The sequence below is a fragment of the Ruegeria sp. HKCCA4633 genome, assembly GCF_013034605.1.
Lineage (GTDB): Bacteria > Pseudomonadota > Alphaproteobacteria > Rhodobacterales > Rhodobacteraceae > Ruegeria.
Map to the genome: position 1 here is coordinate 262,145 of NZ_WQGJ01000004.1, position 24,228 is coordinate 286,372.

The following is a 24,228-nucleotide window of genomic DNA, read 5'->3' on the forward strand; positions in this document are numbered from 1 at the left end:
ACTCAGCGCAATTCTGCAATGGATTTCTGCATTGCCAGAATCAACGCGTCCCGTTGCTCGGACAGCTCGGCTTGGGTTTTCCCTGCGGCCTCAGCCATCACACCTTCTGTAAGCTGCTGGGCGACATCATCAGTCAAATAGACCTGACCCAAATCATCCCACCATCCATTGAACGTATCGGTGAAATGGTCGCAAAAGGCTTTCAACCCACCCTTGCCAGCGCCGAGGTTGAATAACATGGTCGGCCCCATCGCCGCCCACCTTACACCCGGTCCTGCCCAGACGGCTTTGTCCACATCTTCGACCGACGCAACACCCGACACCACAAGATGAATGGCTTCACGCCACAAAGCAGCTTGCAACCGGTTTGCTACATGGCCGGGCACCTCTTTGTTGACCCGGATCGTGGTCTTACCCACGCTTTCATAAAACGCCTGTGCCGCATCAACCACACCATCGGAAGTTTTCTCATTCCCCATCACCTCAACCAGCGGGATTAGGTGCGGTGGGTTGAAGGGATGCCCCAAAACAAAATGCGACGGGTCAGACCATCCAGGCTGCATTTGGCCAAGTGTTAGACCCGATGCAGAGCTGGCGACGATTGCGCCCTTGGACAAAGCAGGCTCAATCTCGGCAAAGGTTGCATGTTTTATCTGCAAACGCTCAGGCACATTTTCCTGAACAAATCCCGCATCAGCCACTGCGGCAGCAGCGCTGGAATGAAACGTGATGGCGTCCGGGTTTCCATTCTCCGTCAAGCCCAGCGCACCAAGGGTCGACCATGCATTCTCTACATACTGGCATACTTTCCTTTCGACGTTCGGGTCAGGATCAAAGAGGGCAACAGAACGCCCGGATGCCAGAAAAAGAGCTGCCCAACTAGCGCCAATGACGCCTCCGCCCAAGCAGGCCGTGTGCTGTATTTCCATCAGAACAATCCCGGGTTCAAAGGTGAAGCTGCTGTCATACCACCATCCACGGTGAAAAGCTGACCTGTGGCAAAGCTTGCCTCATCCGAAGCCAGCCAGACCGCCATGCTCGCAATATCCTCGGGTTTCCCAAAACGACCTGCAGCATGGCGGGCAATCGCATCCTTGTGCGCGGCATCAGGGTCATTGGCCAACTCGAACGCGGCGTCCAGCATTCCTGTTTCAATCCATCCGGGGCAAATCGCGTTGCAGCGGATCTTTGGCCCGTGATCGACCGCAATAGAACGGGTCAAGCCATGCACAAATGCCTTGGACGCGTTGTAAAGCGCCATGGACGGATCAGCGGTATTCCCGGAAATAGAGCCTATATTAATGATCGCAGCGCCCTCATCCATCCGAGGTATGTAAGCCCGGCACATATTGAAGACGCCCTTGCAATTGGTGCCAATCACAGCTTCCCAATCCGCGTCCGAACTGTCTGGAACAGTCTTTTCGACCTGCACACCAGCATTATTCACCAGAATGTCGATGCCGCCTGCGGCCTCGGCCAACGCTTCGACAGCGTCCGTGTCCGTGACATCCAGCGGACACCAGATGATGTCGTCAGCCAACCCATCAGGCCGCGCCCCGCGTCCACATGTCGTCACTGTCGCGCCTTCACGGCGAAAGGCTTCGACTATTCCTCGGCCAATGCCTTGCCGCCCACCTGTCACAAGCGCTCTTTTCCCAGCCAACCGCATCAGTGTGCCACCATCACATGGCGCACGGACGTGTAGGCATCCAGCGCATAAACCGACATGTCACAACCCGTGCCTGATCCTTTCATCGCAGCCCAGGGCATTTCCGCCGCTGGCATTCCGTGCGTATTCACCCAGGTCATGCCGTACCGCAGCCGCGCCGCCATTTTCATCGCGGTCGAGACATCCTTGGTCCAGACAGACGACGCCAACCCGTACCGCCCCGCGTTTGCAATCCGAAGGGCTTCGTCCGCCTCGGTAAATCGCGACAGAGTCACGACCGGGCCGAACACCTCGCTGCACGCGATCTCAGCGTTATTATCCACATTTGCGACGACGGTCGGCTGATAGAAGAACCCTTCCCCCTCACCAACCTTGCCACCTACGGCGATTTCAGCGCTGCTGCGGGCGCGATCGACAAATCCGGCGACCCGGTCGCGTTGGGCGGCTGATACGATGGGCCCCATTTCTGTACCATCGGCCTTTGGCGCACCGATCCTGATCTGAGCAACCTGATCAGCGACGGCAGCAACCACTTTGTCGTATACATCATCCTGCACCATCACCCGACAGGGCTGAGCACAATCCTGACCTGCGTTGAAGAACGAACCGTATCGGATCGTCTCGGCCACGGCGTCGATATCAGCATCATTGAACACGATGACCGGTGCCTTGCCCCCCAGTTCCAGATGCACATGGCGGATCTGGTTGGATGCAGCGCGCATCGCGGCCATTCCGGTCGCAGGTGAGCCGGTGATGGAAATCCCCTCAATCCGTGGGTCATTGATCAGGCTGTCACCAACCGACATGCCCCGACCATGGACCACGTTCAACACACCTTTGGGCAATACATCTGCCAGCAACTCTGCCAGCCGCAGAGTGGCCAGCGGCGTGATTTCGGACGGTTTCATTACAATGGTGCAGCCCGCCGCCAGAGGCGCAGCGATCTTCCATGCCGCCATCATAAGCGGATAGTTCCACGGTGCGATGGACGCCACGGGGCCAATCGGATCCTTTCGGATCATCGACGTGTGGCCCGCAGCGTATTCTCCGGCCACTGACCCGCTTATCGTGCGTGAGGCACCGGCCATGAAGCGGAAAGTGTCGATGGTCAGAGGCATCTCTTCATCGCGGGCCATCGGCCACGGCTTGCCGACGTCCAGTGTCTCTAACTCGGACAATTCATCTGTATTTTCTTCCATTACATCCGCAATCGTATGCAGATATCCCGACCGCTCGGCGGGCGTGACAAGCCGATAGGTGTCAAAGGCTTCATGGGCAGCACGTGTTGCGGCTTCGATCTGCTCGGGCGTTGCCTCGGGCACATGGGCTACTGTCTCGCCGGTGGATGGATCCAGAACGGGCAGAGCATCGCCCTGACCCTCAACCATCTCTCCGTTAATAAGCATCTTCGTCTGCATATCTTTCCCCCGTCAAAAAGCGGTCTGGTCGTTGCCCTTCAGGCCCAAACGTTGGCGGGCCTCGTCCGGTGTAGCGACCGTCAGGCCAAGATTTTCGATGATTGAGCGAATCTTGCGGACCTGATCAGCGTTGGACTTCGCCTTTTCGCCGGGCCCGATGTAAAGGCTGTCTTCCAGCCCAACCCGCACATTGCCACCAAGAATCGCGGCCTGTGTCGTGAAGGCCATCTGGTGGCGACCTGCGGCCAGCACCGACCATTCATAGCTATTTCCAAACAACTTTTCGGCAATTGTGTGCATGTGCATCAAGTTATCGGGGTCGGCACCAACACCGCCCAGAATCCCAAAAACCATCTGGATGAAAAATGGCGGCTTTACCCAACCCTGATCCACCACCCAAGCCAGGTTGTAGAGATGTCCCAAATCGTAGCATTCGAATTCGAATTTCGTGCCGTGACCTTCGCCCAATTCCTTCATCGCATATTCGATATCAGCAAACGTGTTGCGGAAAATGAAGTCGCGGGTCATGTCCAGAAACTCGGGTTCCCAGTCATGTTTCCAGCCTGAATATTTCTGCATCATAGGGAAGATGCCGAAGTTCATCGAGCCCATGTTCATGCTGGCCATTTCGGGGCTGGCCCGTAATGCCGCACGCAGGCGTTCTTCGCGGGTCATGCCCAACCCGCCACCGGTTGAGACATTCATCACAGCACCGGTTGCTTGTTTGATGCGGGGCAGGAACTGCATGAAAAGGTCAGGGTCCGGATCTGGTCGACCGTTTTCCGGATTGCGGGCATGAAGATGGATGATCGCAGCCCCGGCCTCGACGGCACCAATACTGGCCTCGGTGATTTCGTTTGGCGTGATGGGCAAGTGTTCTGACATGGTCGGCGTATGAATCCCGCCAGTCGGAGCACATGTAATGATGACCGGTTTGCTCATAGCTTCATCTGCTGGACTTGTGCGCTCAGCCCTCCGTCCAGAACCCAAAGTTGACCGCTGGCATATCGAGCCTCGTCCGAAGCCAGCCAATTCACCAGATTCGCGATGTCGTCGGGCGTGCCATATGTGCGCATCGGGTGCACATCGCGCACGGCCTGCTGCAACTGGTCGATGGTCTTGCCGCCACCGCCCGAGCCATCGCCGGTGAAAAAGCTCTGCAACATGGGTGTGTCGACATAGCCGGGGCATATGGCATTCACACGAATACCTTCCGGTCCATGATCACACGCCATTGCACGCGTCAGTGCATGAACAGCACCTTTGGTCGCGCAATAGGCGGCAAGGCCGGGGTCCGCAATGAACCCATCGTAACTCCCGAAATTGATGATCGAGGCTGACGTTCCCGACGTGGCCCCTTTGCGCAACAGTGGCAACGCGTGTTTTGAGGTCAAAAACGTGCCGTTGACATTCACAGCGAAGGACTGGTTCCATTCCTCCAACGTGGTCTGTTCGATAGTTTTCTCGATCTCAATACCAGCGGCGTTGACCAGAATGTCCAATTGGCCAGCTTCCGCACCAACCTGTTCCATCGCGGCAATCGCATCAGCTTCTTGCGTGACGTCCAGTTTCACAAAGATGCTGCCGTCGTCATCATGGGCTGACAAGGATCCTTCGGGCGTCAGATCAGCCGCATAAACCAGTGCGCCTTCGCGCAGAAAACGCGCCACGATCGCGCGCCCGATCCCGCCGCGCCCACCGGTTACAAGCGCTGTTTTGCCGTCCAGCATCATTCTTTGGTCTCCTTCAATGGCGGATAGCGATAGCGAGTCGCTGCAACCGTCCAATCCATGTGATTGCGTACATATTCCTGCGTGGCGTCTCGTGGCGGGGTGTAGTCCCAGGCCTCTCCGGCACCCGCCTCCATCGCGGCGTGCAAGGCGCGCCGGGACTTTTGCGTTGCAATGACGTCCGCACGCAGGCTTTCGCTGTTCCAACGTCGCGCCACGTCTTCAGCAAACTTTGCGGAATGTTCAGCGTAAGCCGGGTCATCGACCACATTCACCTTTTCCAACGGATCCTTGGACAGGTCGTAAAGCTGAGGTGGGTCCGGGTCGCAGTGAATATACTTCAACGGCCCGCGTCGGATCATGAATACCGGATAAGGCGTCATCTCGGCGCAATATTCGCCGATGGCTTCATCCACAGGGTCAGCTTCTCCGCGCGCAAGCGGCATCAAGGATCGGCCATCAATCGGCTCCCCGAAGATCGCGTCAGAACCGCTGGCGATGTCCACAAATGTCGGCAACAGGTCGAGCAGGGAACAGGCGTTGGCAGCACAGCCTTTGGCAACACCGGGACCCGCCATGATCAGCGGCACACGGGCCGAGTGTTCAAAGAAATTCATCTTGTACCACAACCCACGCTCACCCAGCATATCGCCGTGGTCTGCGGTGACGATGACGATGGTATTGTCTAACGCGCCGATGTCTTTCAAAGCTTTGACCATCGCGCCGACCTTGCTGTCAAAGTAACTGACATTGGCCAGATAAGCGCGACGCGCGCGGCGGATTTCTTCTTCGTTCAGAGGGACATAGCTTGCCTCGATCCCATCCATCACGCGACGTGAGAACGGGTCTTGCTCTTCGGGCGTCAGTGTAAATTCCGGCATCGGGACGTCTGCGTCGGAATACAGGTTCCACCACTCGGGCTTGGCGACATAGGGGTCATGCGGATGGATAAAGCTGGCCACCATACAGAACGGAGCATTGTCCCCAGCCGCCCGATCGCGGCCCCTGTCGATCAACCAGCGACGCGCGGCAAATTCGACCTCGTCGTCATAATCCGTCTGGAAGGTGGCGACCGCCTCACCGCTTTCCTTGACGGTTTGCATGTTGTGATACCACTTGTCGATCCGCTCGTCCGGGGCTTCCCAGTCCGGGGTCCAGGCAAAATCGGCGGGGTAAATGTCGGTTGTCACACGGTCCTGAAACCCGTGTTTCTGGTCTGGCCCAACGAAATGCATCTTGCCCGACAGGCAGGTCCAGTAGCCCAGCGCCTTGAGGTAATGCGCAAAGGTCGGGACCGAGGCACGAAACTCGCTGGCGTTGTCATATGCCGCGATGCGACTGATCAGCTGCCCGGCCATGAACGCAAATCGCGACGGCGCGCAAAGGGGTGAGTTGCAATAGGCCGCGTCAAATCGCATCCCGCGTGCGGCAAGCGCGTCGATGTTTGGGGTCTTGACCGTTGGATGGCCGTAAGCGCCGCAAAAATGCGGCGCCAGTTGATCGGCCATGATCACAACGATGTTCGGCCGTGTCACGGTGCAGCCTTTGCATATGCGTCCAGAACTAGCCCATGGAAATGATGCACCGCATGTTCCGATTTGCCCGAGCCATTGGGATCATGCACGATCCGGCCTTGCGTAAAGGCCGGGGTGCTCATACCGCGCTGAACGCTTTCGACAATGTCGATGTCTTCGCGTTGCAGAACCTCATCAAGATAGCGGATGGCTTCCAGTTCGGCTTCGTCTGGTTCCGGGGTTTCAAGGAAGAAATCATAGGTTTCGAGCGTGCGGTCAGGACCAATCGGGATAATATTCAGCACGATCATCGAAGACCGCCCCGGATAGCGCATCAAACATGTCGTGGGCCACAACCACCAAACTGCATGGGTTCGTACTGTGGCATTGGACACGTCATAAGCAGTGTTAGCACCCTTACCCGCCTCGGCCATATGGCTGGAGTAGATGCCGTATGTGGTCACCTTGTAGGTGTCCATATCGACCAAATCACAGAAATCCTTGTGCGCTGTCGGGCAGTGGTAGCATTCAAGGAAGTTGTCGACGACGTTCTTCCAGTTCGACTTGATGTCATAGGTCAGGCGGTGACCAAATGACAGCTGCTCGATATCCGGTGCCCAATGGCGGATTTCGGTTTCCAGATTCCCGGAAACTTCGCTCAAAGGCTGTGCATTAGAGTCTAAGTTGACGTATATGAACCCCGCAAACTCTTCGACCTGTACTTGGTCCAGGCAGATATCCGATGTTTTGAAATTAGCCAGGTTCTCGGTCTCGGGCGCGCGCACCAACTGGCCGTCCAGTTTATAGACCCAAGCGTGATACGGGCACATGATACGCGTGGTTTCGCCCTCGCCCGACAACAGATGATGTGCGCGGTGTTTGCAGACATTATAGAACGCACGCAATGTGCCCTCGCGGTCGCGCACGACAGCAATCGGACGTCCGGCGATTTCGACGGTTGTGTATGACCCTGGAACGCGCAGCTTTTCAACGTGGCACACCCATTGCCAGGTCTTGGCTAGCACTTCGTTTTGATCGACCTGATACCAGGACGGATCGACATAGGCTTCGGCTTTCAGGGAACTGGTATTGAAGGGATCGGTGCTAAAACCATCGGAAATCCGCTCGAACTGGGTTTTGGACGGCAGCTGGCTCATGGGTGGCTCCACAGCTCAGGGACAGGCTTTGCCCCAATGATTGACGTGTGGCGCGTATGATCCTCTGAGTCTTGGTTCGTCTCTTAACTTTTTTCGCCTTATTGTTTTCCGTTTTAGCCAACTTGATGATCCCGATTGCGTCAGTCTTTGGGCTTGCGATGCATCGGCCAAGCGCGGAACTCGAATGGAACTCTGCCCTCGACCCTGTCGCGCGTGGGGGGCAGGCCAAATCTTTCTTTATAAGCCCGGCTGAAATGCACCGGGCTGGAAAAGCCCGACGCCAGAGCGACCTCTGCAATGGGAAGCTCAGTCTGCGTGACCAGGCCACGTGCCCGATCCAAGCGAATGTCACGATAGTAAAGCGCGGGCGTTTTCTTGATGTAGGTCGCGAACAGCCGATCCAGTTGGCGATGAGAGATTCCCGCGCGTTTGCAAATCTGGGGAACGGGAATCGGCTCCTCAAGATTGGCCTCCATCACCTGAATCGCCGTTTTAAGCTTGGCGGGCACTGTCGTTCCCAAAGGCTCGGTTCCTTGGGGTTGCTGTTGTTCCGTGGGGCCACGCAAACGATCGTGAAAAACGTATCTGGCCGCTGCATTGGCAAGGGCGCTGCCATGTATCCCCTGAAGAATCTGCAGGCCAAAGTCAGTTGCTGCAGAGCCACCGCAACAGGTAAGCCGATTGCCGTCCATAACATAAAGATTCTCAACGACCTCGACTTCCGGATAAAGCTCCTGCAAGGCATCGATATGCTCGTAATGAACGGTGGCGCGCCGTCCGTTCAATAACCCCGCCTGCGCCAAAATAAAAGCGCCGGTATCCAATGCGCCCAAAGTCGCGCCGCTGCGCGCAAATTTACGCAAAGCTGTTCCCAGTTTGGATGTCAGGTGCCGTTCTGGTGTCCAACTGGAAGAGACAATGGCAATATCAGCCTCGGTGAACGAAAGCGCGTCAAGCGGTTGAGTTTCAATGCCAGCGCCGTTGCTGGACACACAGAAACCACCTGCTTCTGATACGAAGTCCCATTTAAAATAAGGCTTTCCATCCAGATAGTTGGCTGCACGAAACGGATCTATGAATGCCATGGTTGCCGCCATATTGAAGCTGGGCGCAACTATGACCAGCACGCGCGTCGAAACCTGCATCTCCTGTGTCATCGATCCTGAATCCAACCTTGCATCACCACATCTCAGAAAAGGTCTTTTGACTGCGATACACAAGGTTTCTTAGGGCTGGGCTGAATTTGATAAACTCGCCTCACCAGCGCGTGACATGAGATGTCAGGCAATTGCATGTTGATCCAAGTCGGGTCACCTTGGTCGTGAAAGGAGACCTGACATGACACGGACTGCTTACCTCGACACGCTTAAACCAGCCCTTCTGTTCACGCTGATCGCCTTGGCAGCGATGTTGCGTGCTTTACCTGCGCCGGCGGCCGGAACAGAAACACTGACAGTAGCCGGAGGATGTTTCTGGTGCGTTGAATCTGATTTTGAGTCTGTCCCCGGCGTCATCGAGGCTGTTTCAGGCTATACCGGCGGCAAGTCAGCTAATCCCACTTATGATCAGGTCTCAAAAGGAGGAACCGGCCATTATGAAGCGGTTCAGATCACGTTCAATCCAGTTCAAATCTCACGGGAAACGCTTCTGAACATGTTCTTCCGCTCGATCGACCCCACAGATGCCGGAGGTCAGTTCTGCGATCGCGGTGATAGCTATCGCACTGCGATTTTCGTCTCTAACACAGGGGAAAAAGCTTTGGCCGAGAAAGCAAAAGCAGATGCGCAGCGGGCCCTGGGCCAGACAGTGGTAACGCCGATCCTGAGCGAAGGAACTTTTTACCCAGCCGAGGCGTATCATCAGGATTACTACAAGGGGAACAAACTGATTTTGACCCGCTTCGGGCCGAAGCGACAGCACAGCGCATACAAAGCTTACCGCAAAGCCTGCGGCCGTGACGCGCGCGTCAAACAGCTTTGGGGTACTGACGCGCCGTTTGTTGGATCTTAGTCAAAGGACGCGTCGCGCACCTCTTTCAAATCGGGGATAACATCAGCCGTTCCGTGCCGCGTGACCATCAGGGCCGCGGCGCGGTTTGCTTGCAGAATAGCCTGTTCCATCGGCATTCCACGATCCATTCCTGCCAGTACATAGCCGGTGAAGGTATCGCCTGCCCCTGTTGTATCCACCGCTTGCACCTTATGTGCCGCAAACTCGACCGGTTCGCTGCCCTGCTGTAAATACCGCGCGCCCTTTGAGCCCAGCGTGACGATGACGTGCCGCACTGGCAAATCAGCGGCGCTTAAGCCGGTTTCCTGACGCAATTGTTCAGCTTCGACCTCGTTGAGGATCAGGAAATCCAGATAGGGAAGAACCGCCTTCACAGCCTCTGCCTGAAACGGCGCTGCGGCGTAACACACGGTTAGCCCCAGCCGGTGCCCCAACTGCGCAGCTTCCACTTGTGCGTTGGTTTCATTCTGAAGGATCAGCAGATCGCCCGTGTTTGCTGAGGATAGCGCTTGTCCCAGATCACTGACCTCTAACGCATGATTGGCACCGGGATACAGGATGATCAGATTCTCGCCCTCAGCATCCACCGCAATGATCGCGTGTCCGGTTGGCAAATCGACCTCTGAGATAAAGCGTGTATCCACGCCATATTCCGTCAATCGATCCTTCGCCCAGCGCCCATCCTGGCCAACAGCACCGATATGGCTGACGCGCGATCCGGCCCGAGCCGCAGCCACCGACATGTTGGCCCCCTTGCCGCCCAGAAACCGATCCAGTCCAAGGGCGGCCAGAGTTTCCCCCGGCGCAGGCAGATGCGGCAGGTCATAGACCATATCCGCGTTGATCGAGCCGAGGTTCCAGATTGTCATGTCTTATCCGATGTCGCACGAGGCCAGAATGGCCATGTTTAGAATGTCATTGGCGGTCGCAACGGTCGAACAGATTTGAATCGGTTTGTCGATGCCTGACAGAATCGGACCAATTACAGTTGCACCACCCATTTCTTGCATCAATTTGGTCGAGATGGAGGCCGAGTGCCGCGCCGGAACAATCAGAATGTTCGCCGGACCGGTCAGACGCTGGAAGGGATAGGTAGCCTGCTGATCAACGTTCAACGCCACATCCACGGTCATCTCGCCTTCGTATTCAAAGTCAACACCGCGCTGGTCCAGCACCGTCGGAGCCACGTGCATCTTTTCGGCCCGTTCGGACACCGGGTAACCAAAAGTCGAGAAGCTGACGAAGGCCACCCGGGGCTCCAGGCCCATGTGACGCGCAACCGCAGCCGATCGTTCAGCAATGTTTGCCAGGTCATTCTCATCCGGCCATTCATGAACCAGCGTATCGCCAATCAGAACAATCCGGCCCTTGTGCAAAAGGGCGGTCACACCAGCGGCCCCACGCGCTGCATCGGCATCAAACACGTGGTTGATCCGATCCATCACATGCGCCGATTTGCGCGTCGCACCCGTAACCAGCCCATCCCCATGGCCATGGGCCAGCATCAATGATGAAAACACGTGCCGATCCCGCGCGGCGAGGCGGTGAATGTCCTTTCGGTCGAAACCCTTGCGCTGCAAACGGTCGTAGAGGAAATTCGAATAGCTCTCGAGATGCGTTGTGTTGGCGGCATTCACAACCTCCAGCTCACGCACAGCGTCACCCAAGCCCGCTTCTTCCAGCTTGGCCCTGACCTCATCGGCGCGACCGACCACCAGCGCCTTTCCGAAGCCGGATCGTTGGTACATGACCGCAGCGCGCAGCACCCTTGGATCATCACCTTCGGCAAAGATCATCCGGCTTTGTGCCTGACGCGCACGGGCGTTCAAACCGCGCAGGATGCTTGCGGTCGGATCCATGCGGGATTTCAGGCTCAGCTCATAGGCATCCATGTCGATGATCGGGCGCCGCGCCGCACCGGTGTCCATCCCGGCCTTGGCAACGGCTGGCGGGATACGGTGGATCAGACGTGGGTCGAACGGTGTCGGGATGATATAGTCGCGCCCGAAGGTCAGAGATTTGCCATAGGCCATCGCGACCTCGTCCGGCACATCCTCGCGCGCCAGATTAGCCAACGCATGGGCGCAGGCAATTTTCATTTCGTCATTGATAGCGCGCGCATGGATGTCCAATGCGCCCCGGAACAGATAGGGGAAGCCAAGTACGTTATTGACCTGATTGGGATAATCGCTGCGCCCGGTGGCGACGATGGCATCAACGCGGACTTCGTGTGCTTCTTCCGGAGTGATTTCGGGGTCAGGGTTCGCCATCGCAAAGATCACTGGGTTGTCCGCCATGCTGGCGACCATCTCTTGCGTGACCGCACCCTTGACCGACACGCCCAGGAACACATCCGCGCCCTTCATCGCATCTTCCAGCGTACGCAAATCTGTAGAGATGGCATGCGCGGACTTCCATTGGTTCATACCCTCTGTACGGCCCTGATAGATCACGCCTTTGGTGTCGCACACGATGCAGTTCTCGTGCCGCGCGCCCATCGCCTTGAGCAACTCGATACAGGCGATCCCTGCCGCACCCGCACCGTTCAGGACAATCTTTACATCCTCGATCTTCTTACCCGAGATTCGCAGTGCGTTCAGCAAACCCGCCGCGCAGATCACCGCCGTGCCATGTTGGTCATCGTGGAAGACTGGGATATCCATCTCTTCCTTCAGGCGCTGCTCGATGATGAAGCATTCAGGTGCTTTGATGTCTTCCAGGTTGATCCCGCCAAAGGTGGGGCCCATCAGGCGTACCGCACGGCAGAACTCATCCGGGTCTTCGGTGTCCAGTTCGATATCGATCGAGTTCACATCAGCGAACCGCTTGAACAGGACGGATTTCCCTTCCATTACCGGCTTCGAGCCCAGCGCGCCAAGATTGCCCAGGCCCAATACGGCGGTACCGTTCGAGATCACGGCGACCAGATTACCTTTGTTGGTATAGTCATACGCGGTTTCGGGCGCTTCGGCGATGGCTTCACATGGAACAGCAACACCGGGGCTATAAGCCAGCGACAGATCACGCTGCGTGGTCATGGGCACGGTGGCTTGCACCTCCCACTTGCCGGGGGTCGGGTCCAGGTGAAAGGCCAGTGCTTCTTCTTTGGTGATCTTCGCTTTGGGCATGGAATTGGTCGTTTCTTTACAACTGCGGGACCTTCGCCTCATAGCGCAGGCAACCGCGCGCCTCAACGAGAATACGTTTTCACCTTTCGCAGCAGATGGGGGATTTGTAAGGTCGCGCCCGGAATACGCCAAAAGGGGGCCGCTTTTGTCCACAGTCACGCCGATGATGGCGCAATATCTCGAGATCAAAGAGGCCCACGCCGATGCCCTGCTGTTTTATCGCATGGGCGATTTCTACGAGATGTTCTTTGAAGATGCCGTCAATGCCGCCGAAGCGCTGGACATCGCCCTAACCAAACGCGGCAAGCACAATGGAAATGATATTCCAATGTGCGGCGTGCCAGTGCACGCAGCCGAAGGGTATTTGCTTACACTGATCCGCAAAGGCTTTCGTGTCGCTGTCTGCGAACAGATGGAAAGCCCTGCGGAAGCGAAGAAAAGAGGCTCTAAATCAGTCGTAAAGCGGGACGTCGTGCGTCTAGTGACGCCCGGCACACTGACCGAAGACGCCCTGCTGGAAGCCCGCCGCCACAACTTTCTGGCTGCCTATGCCGAGGTTCGGGATGAGGCCGCCTTGGCCTGGGCCGATATCTCGACCGGCGCGTTTCACGTGATGCCTCTGACCTCGATTCGGCTCAGCCCGGAACTGGCACGGCTGGCCCCGTCCGAGTTGATCGTGGCCGACGGTGTTCAAGACAAGCTTAGTGAGCCGGTTCGGGATCTGGGGATTTCTCTGACGCCTGTGGGACGTGCCAGTTTTGACAGCACAGCAGCGGAAAAGCGCATATGCGGCTTGTTTCACGTCGGTGCGCTGGATGCGTTCGGGACTTTCGGTCGCGCCGAAGTTTCGGCGATGGGCGCACTGATCGATTACCTTGAGATCACGCAAAAGGGCAAATTACCCCTGCTGCAAACCCCTCTCAAAGAATCAGAAGACCGCGTCGTCCAAATTGACGCCGCAACACGCCGCAATCTGGAACTGACACGGTCGCTCTCTGGTGGGCGCGCCGGGTCTTTGTTGTCCGTGGTCGATCGCACCGTAACACCCGGCGGCGCGCGGTTGCTGGAACAGCGCCTGTCCAACCCGTCCCGAAATCTGGACGTGATCCATGCGCGCCTGGATGCGGTAAGCTTCGCAACTGAGGACAGCCTGATTGCGTCAGACCTGCGTGAAGCGCTACGCAAAACACCGGATCTGGACCGCGCCTTGTCACGCTTGTCGTTGGACCGAGGTGGTCCGCGCGATCTGGCTGCCATCCGTAACGGGTTGGCGCAAGCGGCCACGATTGCCAGTTTGCGCAGTGTCCAAGAGTTGCCAGTACTGTTGTCAACCGCCGTCCAAAACCTGACTGGGTTTGACGATCTCTTGACCCTTCTGGACGAAGCGCTTGTTGCGGAACCACCTCTGCTGGCACGTGACGGCGGCTTCATCGCCCCCGGTTTCGAAGTTGAACTGGACGAAGCCCGTACCCTGCGCGACGAAGGCCGCTCGGTTATCGCCGGCTTTCAACAGAAATACGCGGAACACACGGGTATCGCCTCGCTTAAGATAAAGCACAATAATGTGCTGGGGTACTTCATCGAAACCACAGCGACCCATGCCGAGAAAATGCTGAACCCGCCGTTCAGCGAAACCTATATCCACCGTCAGACCACCGCCAATCAGGTGCGTTTCACCACCGTCGAACTGTCAGAGATCGAAACCCGTATCCTGAACGCAAGGAATCTGGCGCTTGAGATTGAAAAGCGGCTCTATCAAAGACTTTCTGATGAGGTTTTGACCCTTGCAGCACAGCTTAATCAAGCTGCCCGCGGGCTGGCAGAGCTGGATTTAACCACTGCCCTCGCCGATCTGGCACGCGGGGAAAACTGGTGTCGCCCACATGTGGACACATCACGTGCGTTCAACGTGCACGGCGGTCGACATCCGGTCGTTGAGCACGCCTTACGGCAGCAAAGCGGCGATGCCTTTGTCGCCAACGACTGCGATCTAAGCGCGGATGACGGCGCGGCCATATGGTTACTGACCGGCCCCAACATGGCTGGTAAATCAACCTTCCTGCGCCAAAACGCCCTGATAGCCCTGCTTGCCCAAATGGGCAGCTACGTGCCTGCTGAACAGGCCCATATCGGCGTTGTCAGTCAATTGTTCAGCCGGGTCGGTGCATCCGATGACCTGGCCCGGGGTCGCTCGACCTTTATGGTGGAAATGGTCGAAACCGCTGCAATTCTCAATCAGGCCGATGATCGCGCACTGGTCATTCTCGATGAAATTGGCCGCGGCACCGCCACTTATGACGGCCTCTCGATCGCGTGGGCTACGCTTGAACATCTACATGCATCCAACAAATGCCGCGCTCTGTTCGCAACTCATTACCACGAACTCACCGCTTTGGCCGGTAAACTGGAAGGCGTGGATAACGCAACCGTTGCGGTCAAAGAATGGGAAGGCGAAGTGATCTTCCTGCACGAGGTCCACAAGGGCGCCGCCGACCGCTCCTATGGTGTGCAAGTTGCCCAGCTTGCCGGATTGCCTGCATCAGTCGTCGAACGCGCTCGCGTGGTACTGAATCAATTGGAAAAAACCGAACGGGAAGGCGGTAAACAAAAGGCTCTGATCGACGATCTGCCTTTGTTTTCTGCAGCATCACCGCCACCGCCGCCCTCAACCAAAGCATCTCCTGTCACAGATATGTTGAGCGACGTCCTGCCCGACGAACTCACCCCACGCGAAGCGCTCGACCTGATTTACAAACTGAAAGAGGCGGCCAATTCCTGACCGCCCCTTCTTCTTGTTGATAAATACGGCCGCCAGAGGCTTGGCCTCTTCGAGGCCAACTAGTTCGAAGGTGTTGACGACACCCCAACCTGCGCCGGACGCAGCAAGCGGTCGTGCAACATGAAACCTTCGGCAGACACCTGAATGATGTCGCCGGCTTTTGTGCCGGGCACCGGTGCCTCAAACATCGCCTCATGCACATTAGGATCAAAGCGGTCGCCAACCTCAGGTGTGATCACCTCAATCCCGTGCTTCTGGAACACATCCTTCAGCGCGCGCATGGTCAATTCAACGCCTTCCAGCAGGCCAGCAGCAACTTCTTTCTGCTCATCCGTCGCTGCCTCAAGCGCGCGCTTCATGTTGTCGTAAACCGGCAGCATGTCCCGTGCCAGCTTGGAACCGCCATATTGTTCCGCATCGCGACGCGCCTTGTCGCCACGCTTGCGTGCATTCTCGGCATCTGCCAGCGCGCGCATGAACTTGTCTTTATAATCGTCCCGCTCAGCGCGCAACTCATCCAATTCCAGCGCTTCGTCGCTGATCTCTGCAAACTCCTCGGCCAGCTCTTCCGCTTCCGCAGACATGATATCGTCCAGAAAATCTTCGTTCTTCGGCTCTGCCATCTCTTACCCTCTAGCTCCGGTCGGATATCAGCTTGCCGACCAGTTGCGCCGTATAATCCACGATCGGTACGATCCGTCCATAATTCAGACGCGTTGGCCCGATGATCCCGACCGCACCGATTATCTTACGATCAGCGTTCATATATGGAGACACCACCAAAGAGGAACCCGAAAGTGAGAAAAGTTTGTTCTCAGACCCAATAAAAATGCGCACACCTTCGCCATCTTCGGTCAATTCAAGGAATTCAGCGATGTCCCGCTTACGCTCCAGATCATCAAACAGGGTCCGAATCCGATCAAGTTCTTCGGCCCGACCCGGTTCGTTCAAAAGATTCGCCCGTCCACGCACGATCAAACGGGCCGAGTCGCTGCCATCTCCGTCCCAGACGGCCATTCCACTTTCCACCATCTCACGCGCCAGAACGTCGATCTCTTGCTTGCGTGCATCAATCTGCGTCTGCATCTGCCGACGCACTTCGCTGAGTGTCCGCCCCTCGATGAGCGCATTAAGGAAGTTCGCAGCCTCACGCATCGAGCTTGGGGTTTGTCCGGGCGGCGGGGTGAACAGGCGGTTTTCCACATGACCATCCGAGAAAACCAGCACTACCAAAGCCCGATCATGACCCAGTGATACGAATTCAATATGTTTGATTTCCGATTCATGCTTGGGCGTTAAAACCAGCGAGGCGCCTTGTGTCACGTGTGACAAAGCCGAGCCCACACGATCGAGCATTCCGCCAAAATCGCCTGTGTTAGAGCCTAAAGTTTGTTCTAATTTCTCGCGATCATCCGCGCCCAAGTCTCCGACTTCAAGCAATCCGTCCACAAACATCCGCAGACCTTGCTGCGTTGGAATTCGACCAGCGCTGATGTGGGGGCTGTCCAGAAGACCCAGAAACTCCAGATCTTGCATCACATTGCGAACGGTCGCTGCGCTCACCTTTTCGGACAAGGTGCGCGTTAAAGTGCGACTGCCGACAGGCTCACCGCTTTCCAGATAGCTCTCGACAATCAAACGGAACACTTCGCGAGACCGGTCGTTCATCTCATCCAGAATTTTGCTTGCTTCGCTCATGCGTCTTCCCCTGCTCGTTCGTCATTAAATCGCAGGCAAATGAAAGGTCAATCGGGGTTGCATCGTAATGCTGCGGGGCGTTATCCCCAACCCAGCAAACAAAGGAATTCCGATGCGACCCTCTGGAAGAGATTTAAGCGAAATGCGCGCCGTTTCAATCGAAACGGGGTTCACCAAACATGCCGAAGGTTCCTGCCTGATAAAAATGGGCGACACTCATGTGCTGTGCACCGCAACGATCGAAGATCGCGTGCCGCCCTTTATCAAAGGCTCCGGCTTGGGCTGGGTCACGGCTGAGTACGGTATGCTGCCTCGCGCCACCAACACTCGGATGCGGCGCGAAGCCGCCAGCGGCAAGCAAGGCGGTCGCACCGTGGAAATCCAGCGCCTGATCGGCCGCGCCCTACGCGCTGGTGTGGATCGGGTCGCGCTGGGTGAGCGTCAGATCACCGTGGACTGCGACGTGATCCAAGCCGACGGCGGCACCCGCTGCGCCTCGATCACCGGCGGTTGGGTGGCCCTGCGGCTGGCTGTGAACAAGCTGATGAAAGCGGGCGATGTTATCTCTGACCCCCTAGTGGACCCGGTAGCAGCTGTGTCTTGCGGAATTTACGCCGGTCAACCGGTTCTGGATCTGGATTACCCGGAAGACAGCGAAGCCGGCGTCGACGGCAACTTCATCATGACCGGATCCGGCAAACTAATCGAAGTGCAGATGAGCGCCGAAGGCTCGGTCTTCAGCCGCGCTCAGATGGATCAGCTGATGGATCTGGCCGAAAAGGGCGTCGGCGAACTGGCAGCTGCGCAAAAGGCCGCTACAGCATGACCCGCAAGTTCGACGGGGACAGGCTGCTGGTCGCCACCCATAACAAAGGCAAGCTCGAGGAGATGGCGCATCTCCTTGAGCCTTTTGGCGTCACTGTTGTGGGTGCTGGGGACATGAACCTGCCCGAGCCGGAAGAGACTGAGGACACATTTGTCGGTAACGCCCGGATCAAGGCCCATGCCGCCGCCAAAGCCACCGGCCTGCCTGCCCTGTCGGACGATTCCGGGATCACCATCGACGCGCTGGATGGCGCGCCGGGAGTTTACACCGCCGACTGGGCGGAAACGGCAAATGGTCGTGATTTCCTAATGGCCATGAATCGCGCACATAATGAGTTGGAGGCTAAAAAAGCCCCTCTCCCGCGCACTGCGCAATTCCGTTGTACACTGGTCCTGGCCTGGCCCGACGGACATGACGAGGTGTTCGAAGGCATCGTCCCGGGCCACCTGGTCTGGCCGATCCGCGGCAAGGACGGATTCGGCTATGACCCGATGTTTGTTCCGGACGGGCACGACATTACCTTTGCCGAAATGGATCGCTGGGAAAAGAACAAGATCAGCCACCGCGGCCGCGCGGTTGAGAAGTTCGTGAAAGGCTGCTTTGGCGGATGATTGGCGCAACGGGGGCTTTGGCCTGTACGTGCATTGGCCTTTTTGCGAGGCCAAATGCCCCTATTGCGACTTCAACAGCCATGTCTCGAAGAAAATTGACCAAGAAAGATGGCTTGCAGCTTATCTGAGCGAGCTGCGCCGCTCTGCCTCTGAAACGCCGGGTCGGGTACTGAACACGATTTTCTTTGGGGGCGGCACCCCGTCTCTGATGGACCCGGAAACCGTTTCTTCCGTGATTGATGAGGCGCGCGCGCTTTGGCACCCATCCAATGACATGGAAATCACTCTCGAGGCCAACCCCGGCTCGGTTGAAGCAGGTCGGTTTGCAGCTTATCGAGATGCCGGCGTAAACCGAATTTCGATGGGCGTTCAGGCGCTGAATGACGACGATCTACGGCGTCTGGGCCGCATTCATACTGTTGCCGAGGCCCAAGCCGCCTTTGAAATCGCACGGACCTGCTTTGATCGTGTCAGTTTTGACCTGATCTATGCCAGACAGCACCAAACACCTGAAGCCTGGCGCGCGGAACTGAGCGAAGCCCTGTCGATGGCCGTGGACCACCTGTCGCTGTACCAATTGACGATTGAAGACGGAACTGCCTTTGGCGATCGCTATGCCGTTGGAAAACTGCGTGGGTTGCCCGAAGATGACAGCGCCGCCGACATGTATCTGATCACGCAGGACATTTGCGAAGCGCACGGTTTGCCCGCTTATGAAGTGTCCAATCACGCGCGCACGGGGGCTGAGTCGCAACACAATCTGATCTACTGGCGATACGGTGATTATATTGGCATTGGTCCCGGCGCCCATGGGAGGCTTACGCTTAACGAAGAAAAATACGCAACCGAGACCTATCTGAATCCACAGCGCTGGCTTGACGCTGCAGAGCGTGGGGGTGGAGAGAAAGGACGAACAACACTGTCCCTTGAAGACCAGGCGAGCGAATACCTTATGATGGGGATGCGAATTTCGGAAGGACTAGATATTGATCGGTGGGAGCGCTTAGCAGGCCGAAAACTCTCGGAAGACACGGTTGATCATCTGATCGGGATCAAAATGATTGAACATGAAAACGGCAGACTTCGGGCAACATCAGATGGTCGCGCTGTACTGAACGCCGTCATTCGGGAGCTTTTGAGCTAGCCATGCATTACCTTTGGGCCGGACTGGGATTGTTATGTGTTGCGCTGGCAATGGTTGGGGTTGTCCTACCCCTTTTGCCAACCGTCCCATTTCTGCTATTGGCTGCGTTTTTCTTTGCCCGATCTTCTTCGCGTTTGCACACTTGGTTGTTGACCCATCAACTGTTCGGACCGCTGATACAAGATTGGCAAAGCTCAGGCGCAATCCGCCCTAGTGCAAAAAGGGCGGCAACTGTTTCTGTCGCCGCCGTTTTTGGAATCTCAATTTGGATGTCCGCCCCGGTTTTCGTTTTGGCCATTCAAGCTGTCGTTCTGGGGGGTGTTTTGATCTTTATCTGGACGCGACCTAACGGCTGAGCTTAGCGCACAGATCATCAAGCTGATCCAAGTTCTCATATGTTAGGACAACCTGACCCGTCTCTGTTCCAGCCTTGTGATTGATCGAGACTTTCATCGCCAGAATTGCAGATAGATCTTTTTCCAAAGCGCGCGTATCGGCATCCTTGCCCGCATCCAGATTTCTGGACCGCGGTGCAGCGCGTTCGGCGTCACCTTGTTGCTGCTTCTTGACCAAAGCTTCGGTTGCGCGCACCGAAAGCCCCTCTTTGACGATCTGCTTCGCCAATTCCGATGGGTTTTCGGCCGTAATCAGGGCTCTTGCATGTCCTGCAGATATTTTTCCTTCAATAACAAGGGCTTGAACATCCATTGGCAAGGACAAAAGACGCAGAAGGTTTGCAATGTGGCTGCGGCTTTTACCCAAAGCTTCAGCCAGCTTTTCCTGCGTATGGCCGAAACGATCCATCAGTTGCTTGTACCCAGCGGCCTCTTCCACCGCGTTCAGGTCCGCGCGCTGGATGTTTTCGATTATCGCAACTTCCAGAACTTCGGTGTCGTCAAAATCCCGCACGATGACAGGGATATCATGCAGCTGCGCCATTTGCGCTGCCCGCCAACGACGCTCCCCTGCAACGATTTCGTATTCATCAGCTCCGGTCGACCGGACAATCAGAGGCTGGATAATACCCTTTTCCTTGACCGAGGCGGCCAATTCGTCCAGCTGTTCGGGCAGGAATGTGCGGCGCGGCTGATTGGGATTGGCCTTTAGCTTCTCAATTGGAACCTTAAGATCGGGCCGACGCACTTCGGACTGTGCCCGCCCTTCCGTTTCGGTATTTACGTCCGCCATAAGAGCGGACAGCCCGCGCCCCAACCCTCTGGATTTTGTTTTTTTGGCGCTCATGTCGCCCTCCTCATTTCCGCCTACGCAGCGGTTTTATTGTTCTTGTGCATGATCTCGCGGGCCAGATGCCGATAAGCCATCGCGCCAAGCGAACCCGAATCATATTGCAACACTGGCAGCGCATATGACGGAGCCTCGCTGACTCGCACATTTCTGGGTATCTTTGTCTTAAAGACCATCTCACCCAAATTGTCACGCGCATCCTTTTCAACCTGACGGGACAAGTTGTTGCGGTTGTCATACATGGTCAACACAACACCTTCGATTCTCAGATCAGGATTTGCTGTTTGCCGAACCTCTCGGATCGTCAGCATCAGTTGAGAAAGACCTTCTAAAGCAAAGAATTCACTTTGCAGCGGCACAAGGACTGAATGCGCCGCCACCATTGCATTGACGGTCAACAGGTTCAAAGACGGCGGGCAATCGATAAGGATGAAATCAAGGTTGAAAGCATCAACCGCAGTCTGCCTCAATGCATCGTGCAACAAATAACTGCGCTTTTCATTGGATATCAATTCAATGTCGGCAGAACTCAGATCAACGGTTGCCGGAACAACCATAAGGTTTTCTATTTCCGTCTCTTGAACAACGGCCTCTAACGGAGCGTCGTCAAGGATGAGGTCATAGGTTGTCCAATCCCGATCCTCTACACCCAATCCGGTGGACGCATTCCCTTGAGGATCAAGATCAACCACCAAAACCCGGCAACCGGATTCCGCAAGCCCTGCTGCAAGATTGATTGCCGTCGTTGTTTTCCCCACTCCGCCCTTCTGATTGGCGACCGCAATAATCCGAGGTCCTGAAGGTCGGGACAGATCAACCACGTGATACTCCTTTGATTTTAAGGATAACGGCCTGAGGTTCAGTTAAACTTGTAATCGGCTCGACGTCGAAATTCCATTCTTCTTGCGCCTCTGACAGTTCTTTTTTCCAGGTTGCGCCTTTGGGCAACAAAGCTGTTCCCGTTTTACTTAAATGCCTGTCGCAAAAGGACAATAATACCCGCAACTCTGCCAGGGCACGAGCCGAAAGGACATCTGCATCCAAAGGATCAACACTTTCGATTCGCTTCGAAATCACCTTGCATTTGATTTCACATTCCCGCGCTACATTGCGTAAGAAGGCAGACTTCCTTTGATCACTTTCAACGAAAGTAAATCGTGAGTCTGGTGAATGATCAGCCGCGATCAAGGCGCATACCATTCCCGGAAATCCGCCTCCACTGCCTATATCCACCCAGCTTTTGTATTGACCAGCACATCTATAAACTTGCACGGAGTCGAGGATATGGCGATCCCAGATGTGTTCCAGACTACTTCGGGACACTAGATTGATTTTAGGATTCCAGCGATTTACGAGATCAACGTAGGTTTTCAAACGCTTGAATGTTTCACGTGAAACATTTAGCCGCTCAAATGCCGAATAACCAGCGCTCATGCCCGTCGCGCCCTGTCTTCGCGGCGTAGCTTCGCAAGTACAAGTGTCAGCGCGGCAGGTGTTACCCCCTCGACTCGACTTGCTTGGGCTATGTTCGAAGGCTTCGCCTGCGATAGCTTATGCTTCATCTCGGAAGATAAGCCATCTAAAGAGGAATAGTCGAAGTCGCGAGGGATAACATAAGATTCATCCCGCTTCATCGCCTCCACATCTCGCTTCTGGCGCGCAATGTAGTTTGCATAAAGCGCGTCACGCTCAATCTGAAGTCGGATTTTTTGATCCACATCTTGTAGATCCGGGATCAATGGTAACAGATTGTCGAAAGATACGTCCGGAAATGCCAAGATCGCCATCCCGTCGCGGCGATTGCCATCTTGGTTGACGTTAATTCCGGCCGACAGCACCTGTTTCGGTGTGTATGTACGCTCTGCCAGCTTAGCCTTTACCGCATCGAGCTGGTCCATTTTGTCTTTGAAGTGCGCCTCACGATCGGACCCAACGCATCCAATATCCATGCCAATCGGCGTCAAGCGCTGGTCTGCATTATCAGCACGTAAGGAAAGCCGGAATTCCGCACGTGATGTAAACATCCGATAAGGTTCAGCCACACCGCGTGTTGTAAGGTCATCTACCATGACCCCGATATAGCTGTCAGATCTTGTGAAGTGCACAGGATCACGGCCTTGCACTTCAAGCGCTGCATTGAGCCCGGCAACCATACCCTGCGCGGCGGCCTCTTCGTATCCTGTGGTTCCATTGATCTGACCAGCCAAGTACAACCCCGGAATTTCTGGCAGAGACAGTGTCGCGGTTAGAACACGAGGATCTACGTAGTCATACTCAATGGCATATCCTGGTTGCAGAATCTCTGCTTTTTCAAGGCCTTTGATGGATCGTACATACTGCAGTTGGACGTCCTGAGGAAGTGAGGTTGAAATACCGTTAGGATAGATCGTGTGATCATTCACTCCTTCGGGTTCCAGGAAGATCTGATGGGATTCCTTGTCTGCAAATCTTACAATCTTATCCTCAATAGACGGGCAATACCGAGGGCCTATACCATCAATATGGCCACCGTACATCGCTGACTTTGAAAGATTGGCCTCGATGATCTCATGTGTTTGTGCGTTGGTATGCGTTATTCCACAGGAGATCTGCGGTGCGACCACGTCTGTCGACAGAAATGAGAATAGTGTTGGCTCTTCGTCCCCGTCTTGACGCTCTAGATCGGACCAGTCAATTGTCCGCCCATCCAAACGAGGCGGCGTACCTGTCTTCAAGCGTCCCAGCGGCAAATCATAACTATCCAAACGTTCGGCAAGCTTGATAGAAGGGCGATCTCCCATCCGCCCACCAGGTCGTGAGACGTCACCGATATGAATGACTCCGCGCAGAAATGTCCCAGATGTCAGTATGACTGCCTGCCCGGAAATCTCTGATCCATCCGCAAGCAAAACGCCGGAAACACGCGGCCCGTTCATAAGAAAGTCGACAACTTCACCGACGATAACGGACAGATTGTTCTGGTTTTGCGTTTCTTTTTGCATCGCCGCCCGGTAAAGCGCTCGATCCGCTTGTGTTCTGGGGCCCTGTACTGCAGGTCCTTTACGACGATTCAACAAACGAAACTGAATGCCGGCTTGATCCGCAACACGCCCCATAACGCCGTCAAGAGCATCAATCTCACGAACCAAATGGCCTTTCCCCAAGCCACCAATTGCCGGATTACAGGACATTACACCAATGTCCGATGCGGACAGGGTTACCAAAGCAGTATTGGCACCCATCCTTGCAGAGGCATGAGCAGCCTCTGTCCCGGCGTGCCCAGCACCAATAACGATGACATCAAACTTCGAATGTTTCAC

General features: G+C 55.9%; 22 protein-coding genes. 6 read left to right on the plus strand and 16 right to left on the minus strand.

Going from position 1 to position 24,228, the window contains the following annotated elements:
• Positions 1-2: 2 nt before the first annotated feature.
• The 8 genes from GOV85_RS12605 to GOV85_RS12640 all read right to left on the minus strand — a co-directional run bounded on the left by GOV85_RS12605 (position 3) and on the right by GOV85_RS12640 (position 8,645).
• Complete coding sequence (locus tag GOV85_RS12605) at positions 3-929, minus strand: 3-hydroxyacyl-CoA dehydrogenase NAD-binding domain-containing protein (RefSeq protein ID WP_171178641.1); 927 nt, start codon at positions 927-929, stop codon at positions 3-5.
• Positions 929-1,669 (minus strand): SDR family NAD(P)-dependent oxidoreductase, encoded by a 741-nt coding sequence (locus GOV85_RS12610; protein WP_171178644.1) that lies wholly within the window; start codon positions 1,667-1,669, stop codon positions 929-931. The genes GOV85_RS12605 and GOV85_RS12610 overlap by 1 nt, the downstream gene beginning before the upstream one ends.
• Positions 1,669-3,087, minus strand: coding sequence for a gamma-aminobutyraldehyde dehydrogenase (locus tag GOV85_RS12615; RefSeq protein WP_171178646.1), 1,419 nt, complete (start codon positions 3,085-3,087; stop codon positions 1,669-1,671). Before GOV85_RS12615 ends, GOV85_RS12610 begins: the two co-directional genes overlap by 1 nt.
• Positions 3,088-3,099: 12 nt before the next feature.
• The gene (locus tag GOV85_RS12620; protein WP_171178648.1) at positions 3,100-4,029 is read right to left on the minus strand and encodes a 3-keto-5-aminohexanoate cleavage protein; all 930 of its coding nucleotides are present in this window, start codon (positions 4,027-4,029) and stop codon (positions 3,100-3,102) included.
• Entirely contained in the window at positions 4,026-4,820 is a 795-nt protein-coding gene (locus GOV85_RS12625; protein WP_171178650.1) for an SDR family NAD(P)-dependent oxidoreductase, read from the minus strand. Before GOV85_RS12625 ends, GOV85_RS12620 begins: the two co-directional genes overlap by 4 nt.
• Complete coding sequence (betC, locus tag GOV85_RS12630) at positions 4,817-6,352, minus strand: choline-sulfatase (protein ID WP_171178652.1); 1,536 nt, start codon at positions 6,350-6,352, stop codon at positions 4,817-4,819. The genes GOV85_RS12625 and betC overlap by 4 nt, the downstream gene beginning before the upstream one ends.
• Complete coding sequence (locus tag GOV85_RS12635; RefSeq protein WP_171178662.1) at positions 6,349-7,488, minus strand: SRPBCC family protein; 1,140 nt, start codon at positions 7,486-7,488, stop codon at positions 6,349-6,351. The genes betC and GOV85_RS12635 overlap by 4 nt, the downstream gene beginning before the upstream one ends.
• Before the next feature lie 140 nt (positions 7,489-7,628).
• Entirely contained in the window at positions 7,629-8,645 is a 1,017-nt protein-coding gene (locus tag GOV85_RS12640; RefSeq protein WP_171178664.1) for a GlxA family transcriptional regulator, read from the minus strand.
• Positions 8,646-8,826: 181 nt separating this feature from the next.
• On the opposite strand from GOV85_RS12640, the gene msrA reads away from it, so the two are divergent.
• Complete coding sequence (gene msrA / locus GOV85_RS12645) at positions 8,827-9,498, plus strand: peptide-methionine (S)-S-oxide reductase MsrA (RefSeq protein ID WP_171178666.1); 672 nt, start codon at positions 8,827-8,829, stop codon at positions 9,496-9,498.
• On the opposite strand, the gene GOV85_RS12650 is transcribed toward msrA, so the two are convergent.
• Together GOV85_RS12650 and GOV85_RS12655 are read right to left on the minus strand one after the other, a co-directional pair.
• A complete protein-coding gene (locus GOV85_RS12650; protein WP_171178668.1) occupies positions 9,495-10,367 on the minus strand; it encodes a ribokinase in 873 nt (290 codons plus the stop codon). The genes msrA and GOV85_RS12650 overlap by 4 nt on opposite strands.
• Before the next feature lie 3 nt (positions 10,368-10,370).
• Positions 10,371-12,626 (minus strand): NADP-dependent malic enzyme, encoded by a 2,256-nt coding sequence (locus tag GOV85_RS12655; RefSeq protein ID WP_171178670.1) that lies wholly within the window; start codon positions 12,624-12,626, stop codon positions 10,371-10,373.
• 163 nt (positions 12,627-12,789) lie between these two features.
• On the opposite strand from GOV85_RS12655, the gene mutS reads away from it, so the two are divergent.
• Positions 12,790-15,405, plus strand: coding sequence for a DNA mismatch repair protein MutS (mutS, locus tag GOV85_RS12660; RefSeq protein WP_171178868.1), 2,616 nt, complete (start codon positions 12,790-12,792; stop codon positions 15,403-15,405).
• Between the two features lie 59 nt (positions 15,406-15,464).
• Here the strand turns inward: mutS and GOV85_RS12665 are convergent, their stop codons facing one another.
• Complete coding sequence (locus GOV85_RS12665; RefSeq protein ID WP_171178672.1) at positions 15,465-16,028, minus strand: nucleotide exchange factor GrpE; 564 nt, start codon at positions 16,026-16,028, stop codon at positions 15,465-15,467.
• A 10-nt stretch (positions 16,029-16,038) separates the two neighbouring features.
• The gene (gene hrcA, locus GOV85_RS12670; RefSeq protein ID WP_171178674.1) at positions 16,039-17,103 is read right to left on the minus strand and encodes a heat-inducible transcriptional repressor HrcA; all 1,065 of its coding nucleotides are present in this window, start codon (positions 17,101-17,103) and stop codon (positions 16,039-16,041) included.
• Positions 17,104-17,215: 112 nt separating this feature from the next.
• On the opposite strand from hrcA, the gene rph reads away from it, so the two are divergent.
• Genes rph through GOV85_RS12690 form a run of 4 tightly spaced genes read left to right on the plus strand, consistent with a single transcriptional unit; the run spans position 17,216 to position 20,040 of the window.
• Positions 17,216-17,929, plus strand: coding sequence for a ribonuclease PH (gene rph, locus GOV85_RS12675; protein ID WP_170655392.1), 714 nt, complete (start codon positions 17,216-17,218; stop codon positions 17,927-17,929).
• A complete protein-coding gene (gene rdgB, locus GOV85_RS12680; protein ID WP_171178676.1) occupies positions 17,926-18,540 on the plus strand; it encodes an RdgB/HAM1 family non-canonical purine NTP pyrophosphatase in 615 nt (204 codons plus the stop codon). The genes rph and rdgB overlap by 4 nt, the downstream gene beginning before the upstream one ends.
• A complete protein-coding gene (gene hemW, locus GOV85_RS12685; RefSeq protein WP_171178678.1) occupies positions 18,530-19,684 on the plus strand; it encodes a radical SAM family heme chaperone HemW in 1,155 nt (384 codons plus the stop codon). The genes rdgB and hemW overlap by 11 nt, the downstream gene beginning before the upstream one ends.
• 2 nt (positions 19,685-19,686) lie before the next feature.
• Complete coding sequence (locus GOV85_RS12690) at positions 19,687-20,040, plus strand: YbaN family protein (protein WP_171178680.1); 354 nt, start codon at positions 19,687-19,689, stop codon at positions 20,038-20,040.
• Here the strand turns inward: GOV85_RS12690 and GOV85_RS12695 are convergent.
• Genes GOV85_RS12695 through mnmG form a run of 4 tightly spaced genes read right to left on the minus strand, consistent with a single transcriptional unit; the run spans position 20,030 to position 24,228 of the window.
• Positions 20,030-20,926 carry a ParB/RepB/Spo0J family partition protein gene (locus GOV85_RS12695; RefSeq protein WP_171178682.1) on the minus strand — a complete coding sequence of 299 codons (897 nt, stop codon included), beginning with the start codon at positions 20,924-20,926 and terminating at the stop codon, positions 20,030-20,032. The two genes, GOV85_RS12690 and GOV85_RS12695, sit on opposite strands and share 11 nt — an antisense overlap.
• Before the next feature lie 20 nt (positions 20,927-20,946).
• Positions 20,947-21,750, minus strand: coding sequence for an AAA family ATPase (locus GOV85_RS12700; RefSeq protein ID WP_171178684.1), 804 nt, complete (start codon positions 21,748-21,750; stop codon positions 20,947-20,949).
• Positions 21,743-22,363 (minus strand): 16S rRNA (guanine(527)-N(7))-methyltransferase RsmG, encoded by a 621-nt coding sequence (gene rsmG / locus GOV85_RS12705; RefSeq protein WP_171178686.1) that lies wholly within the window; start codon positions 22,361-22,363, stop codon positions 21,743-21,745. Before rsmG ends, GOV85_RS12700 begins: the two co-directional genes overlap by 8 nt.
• On the minus strand, positions 22,360-24,228 hold the full coding sequence (mnmG, locus tag GOV85_RS12710) for a tRNA uridine-5-carboxymethylaminomethyl(34) synthesis enzyme MnmG (protein WP_171178688.1): 1,869 nt from the start codon (positions 24,226-24,228) through the stop codon (positions 22,360-22,362). The genes rsmG and mnmG overlap by 4 nt, the downstream gene beginning before the upstream one ends.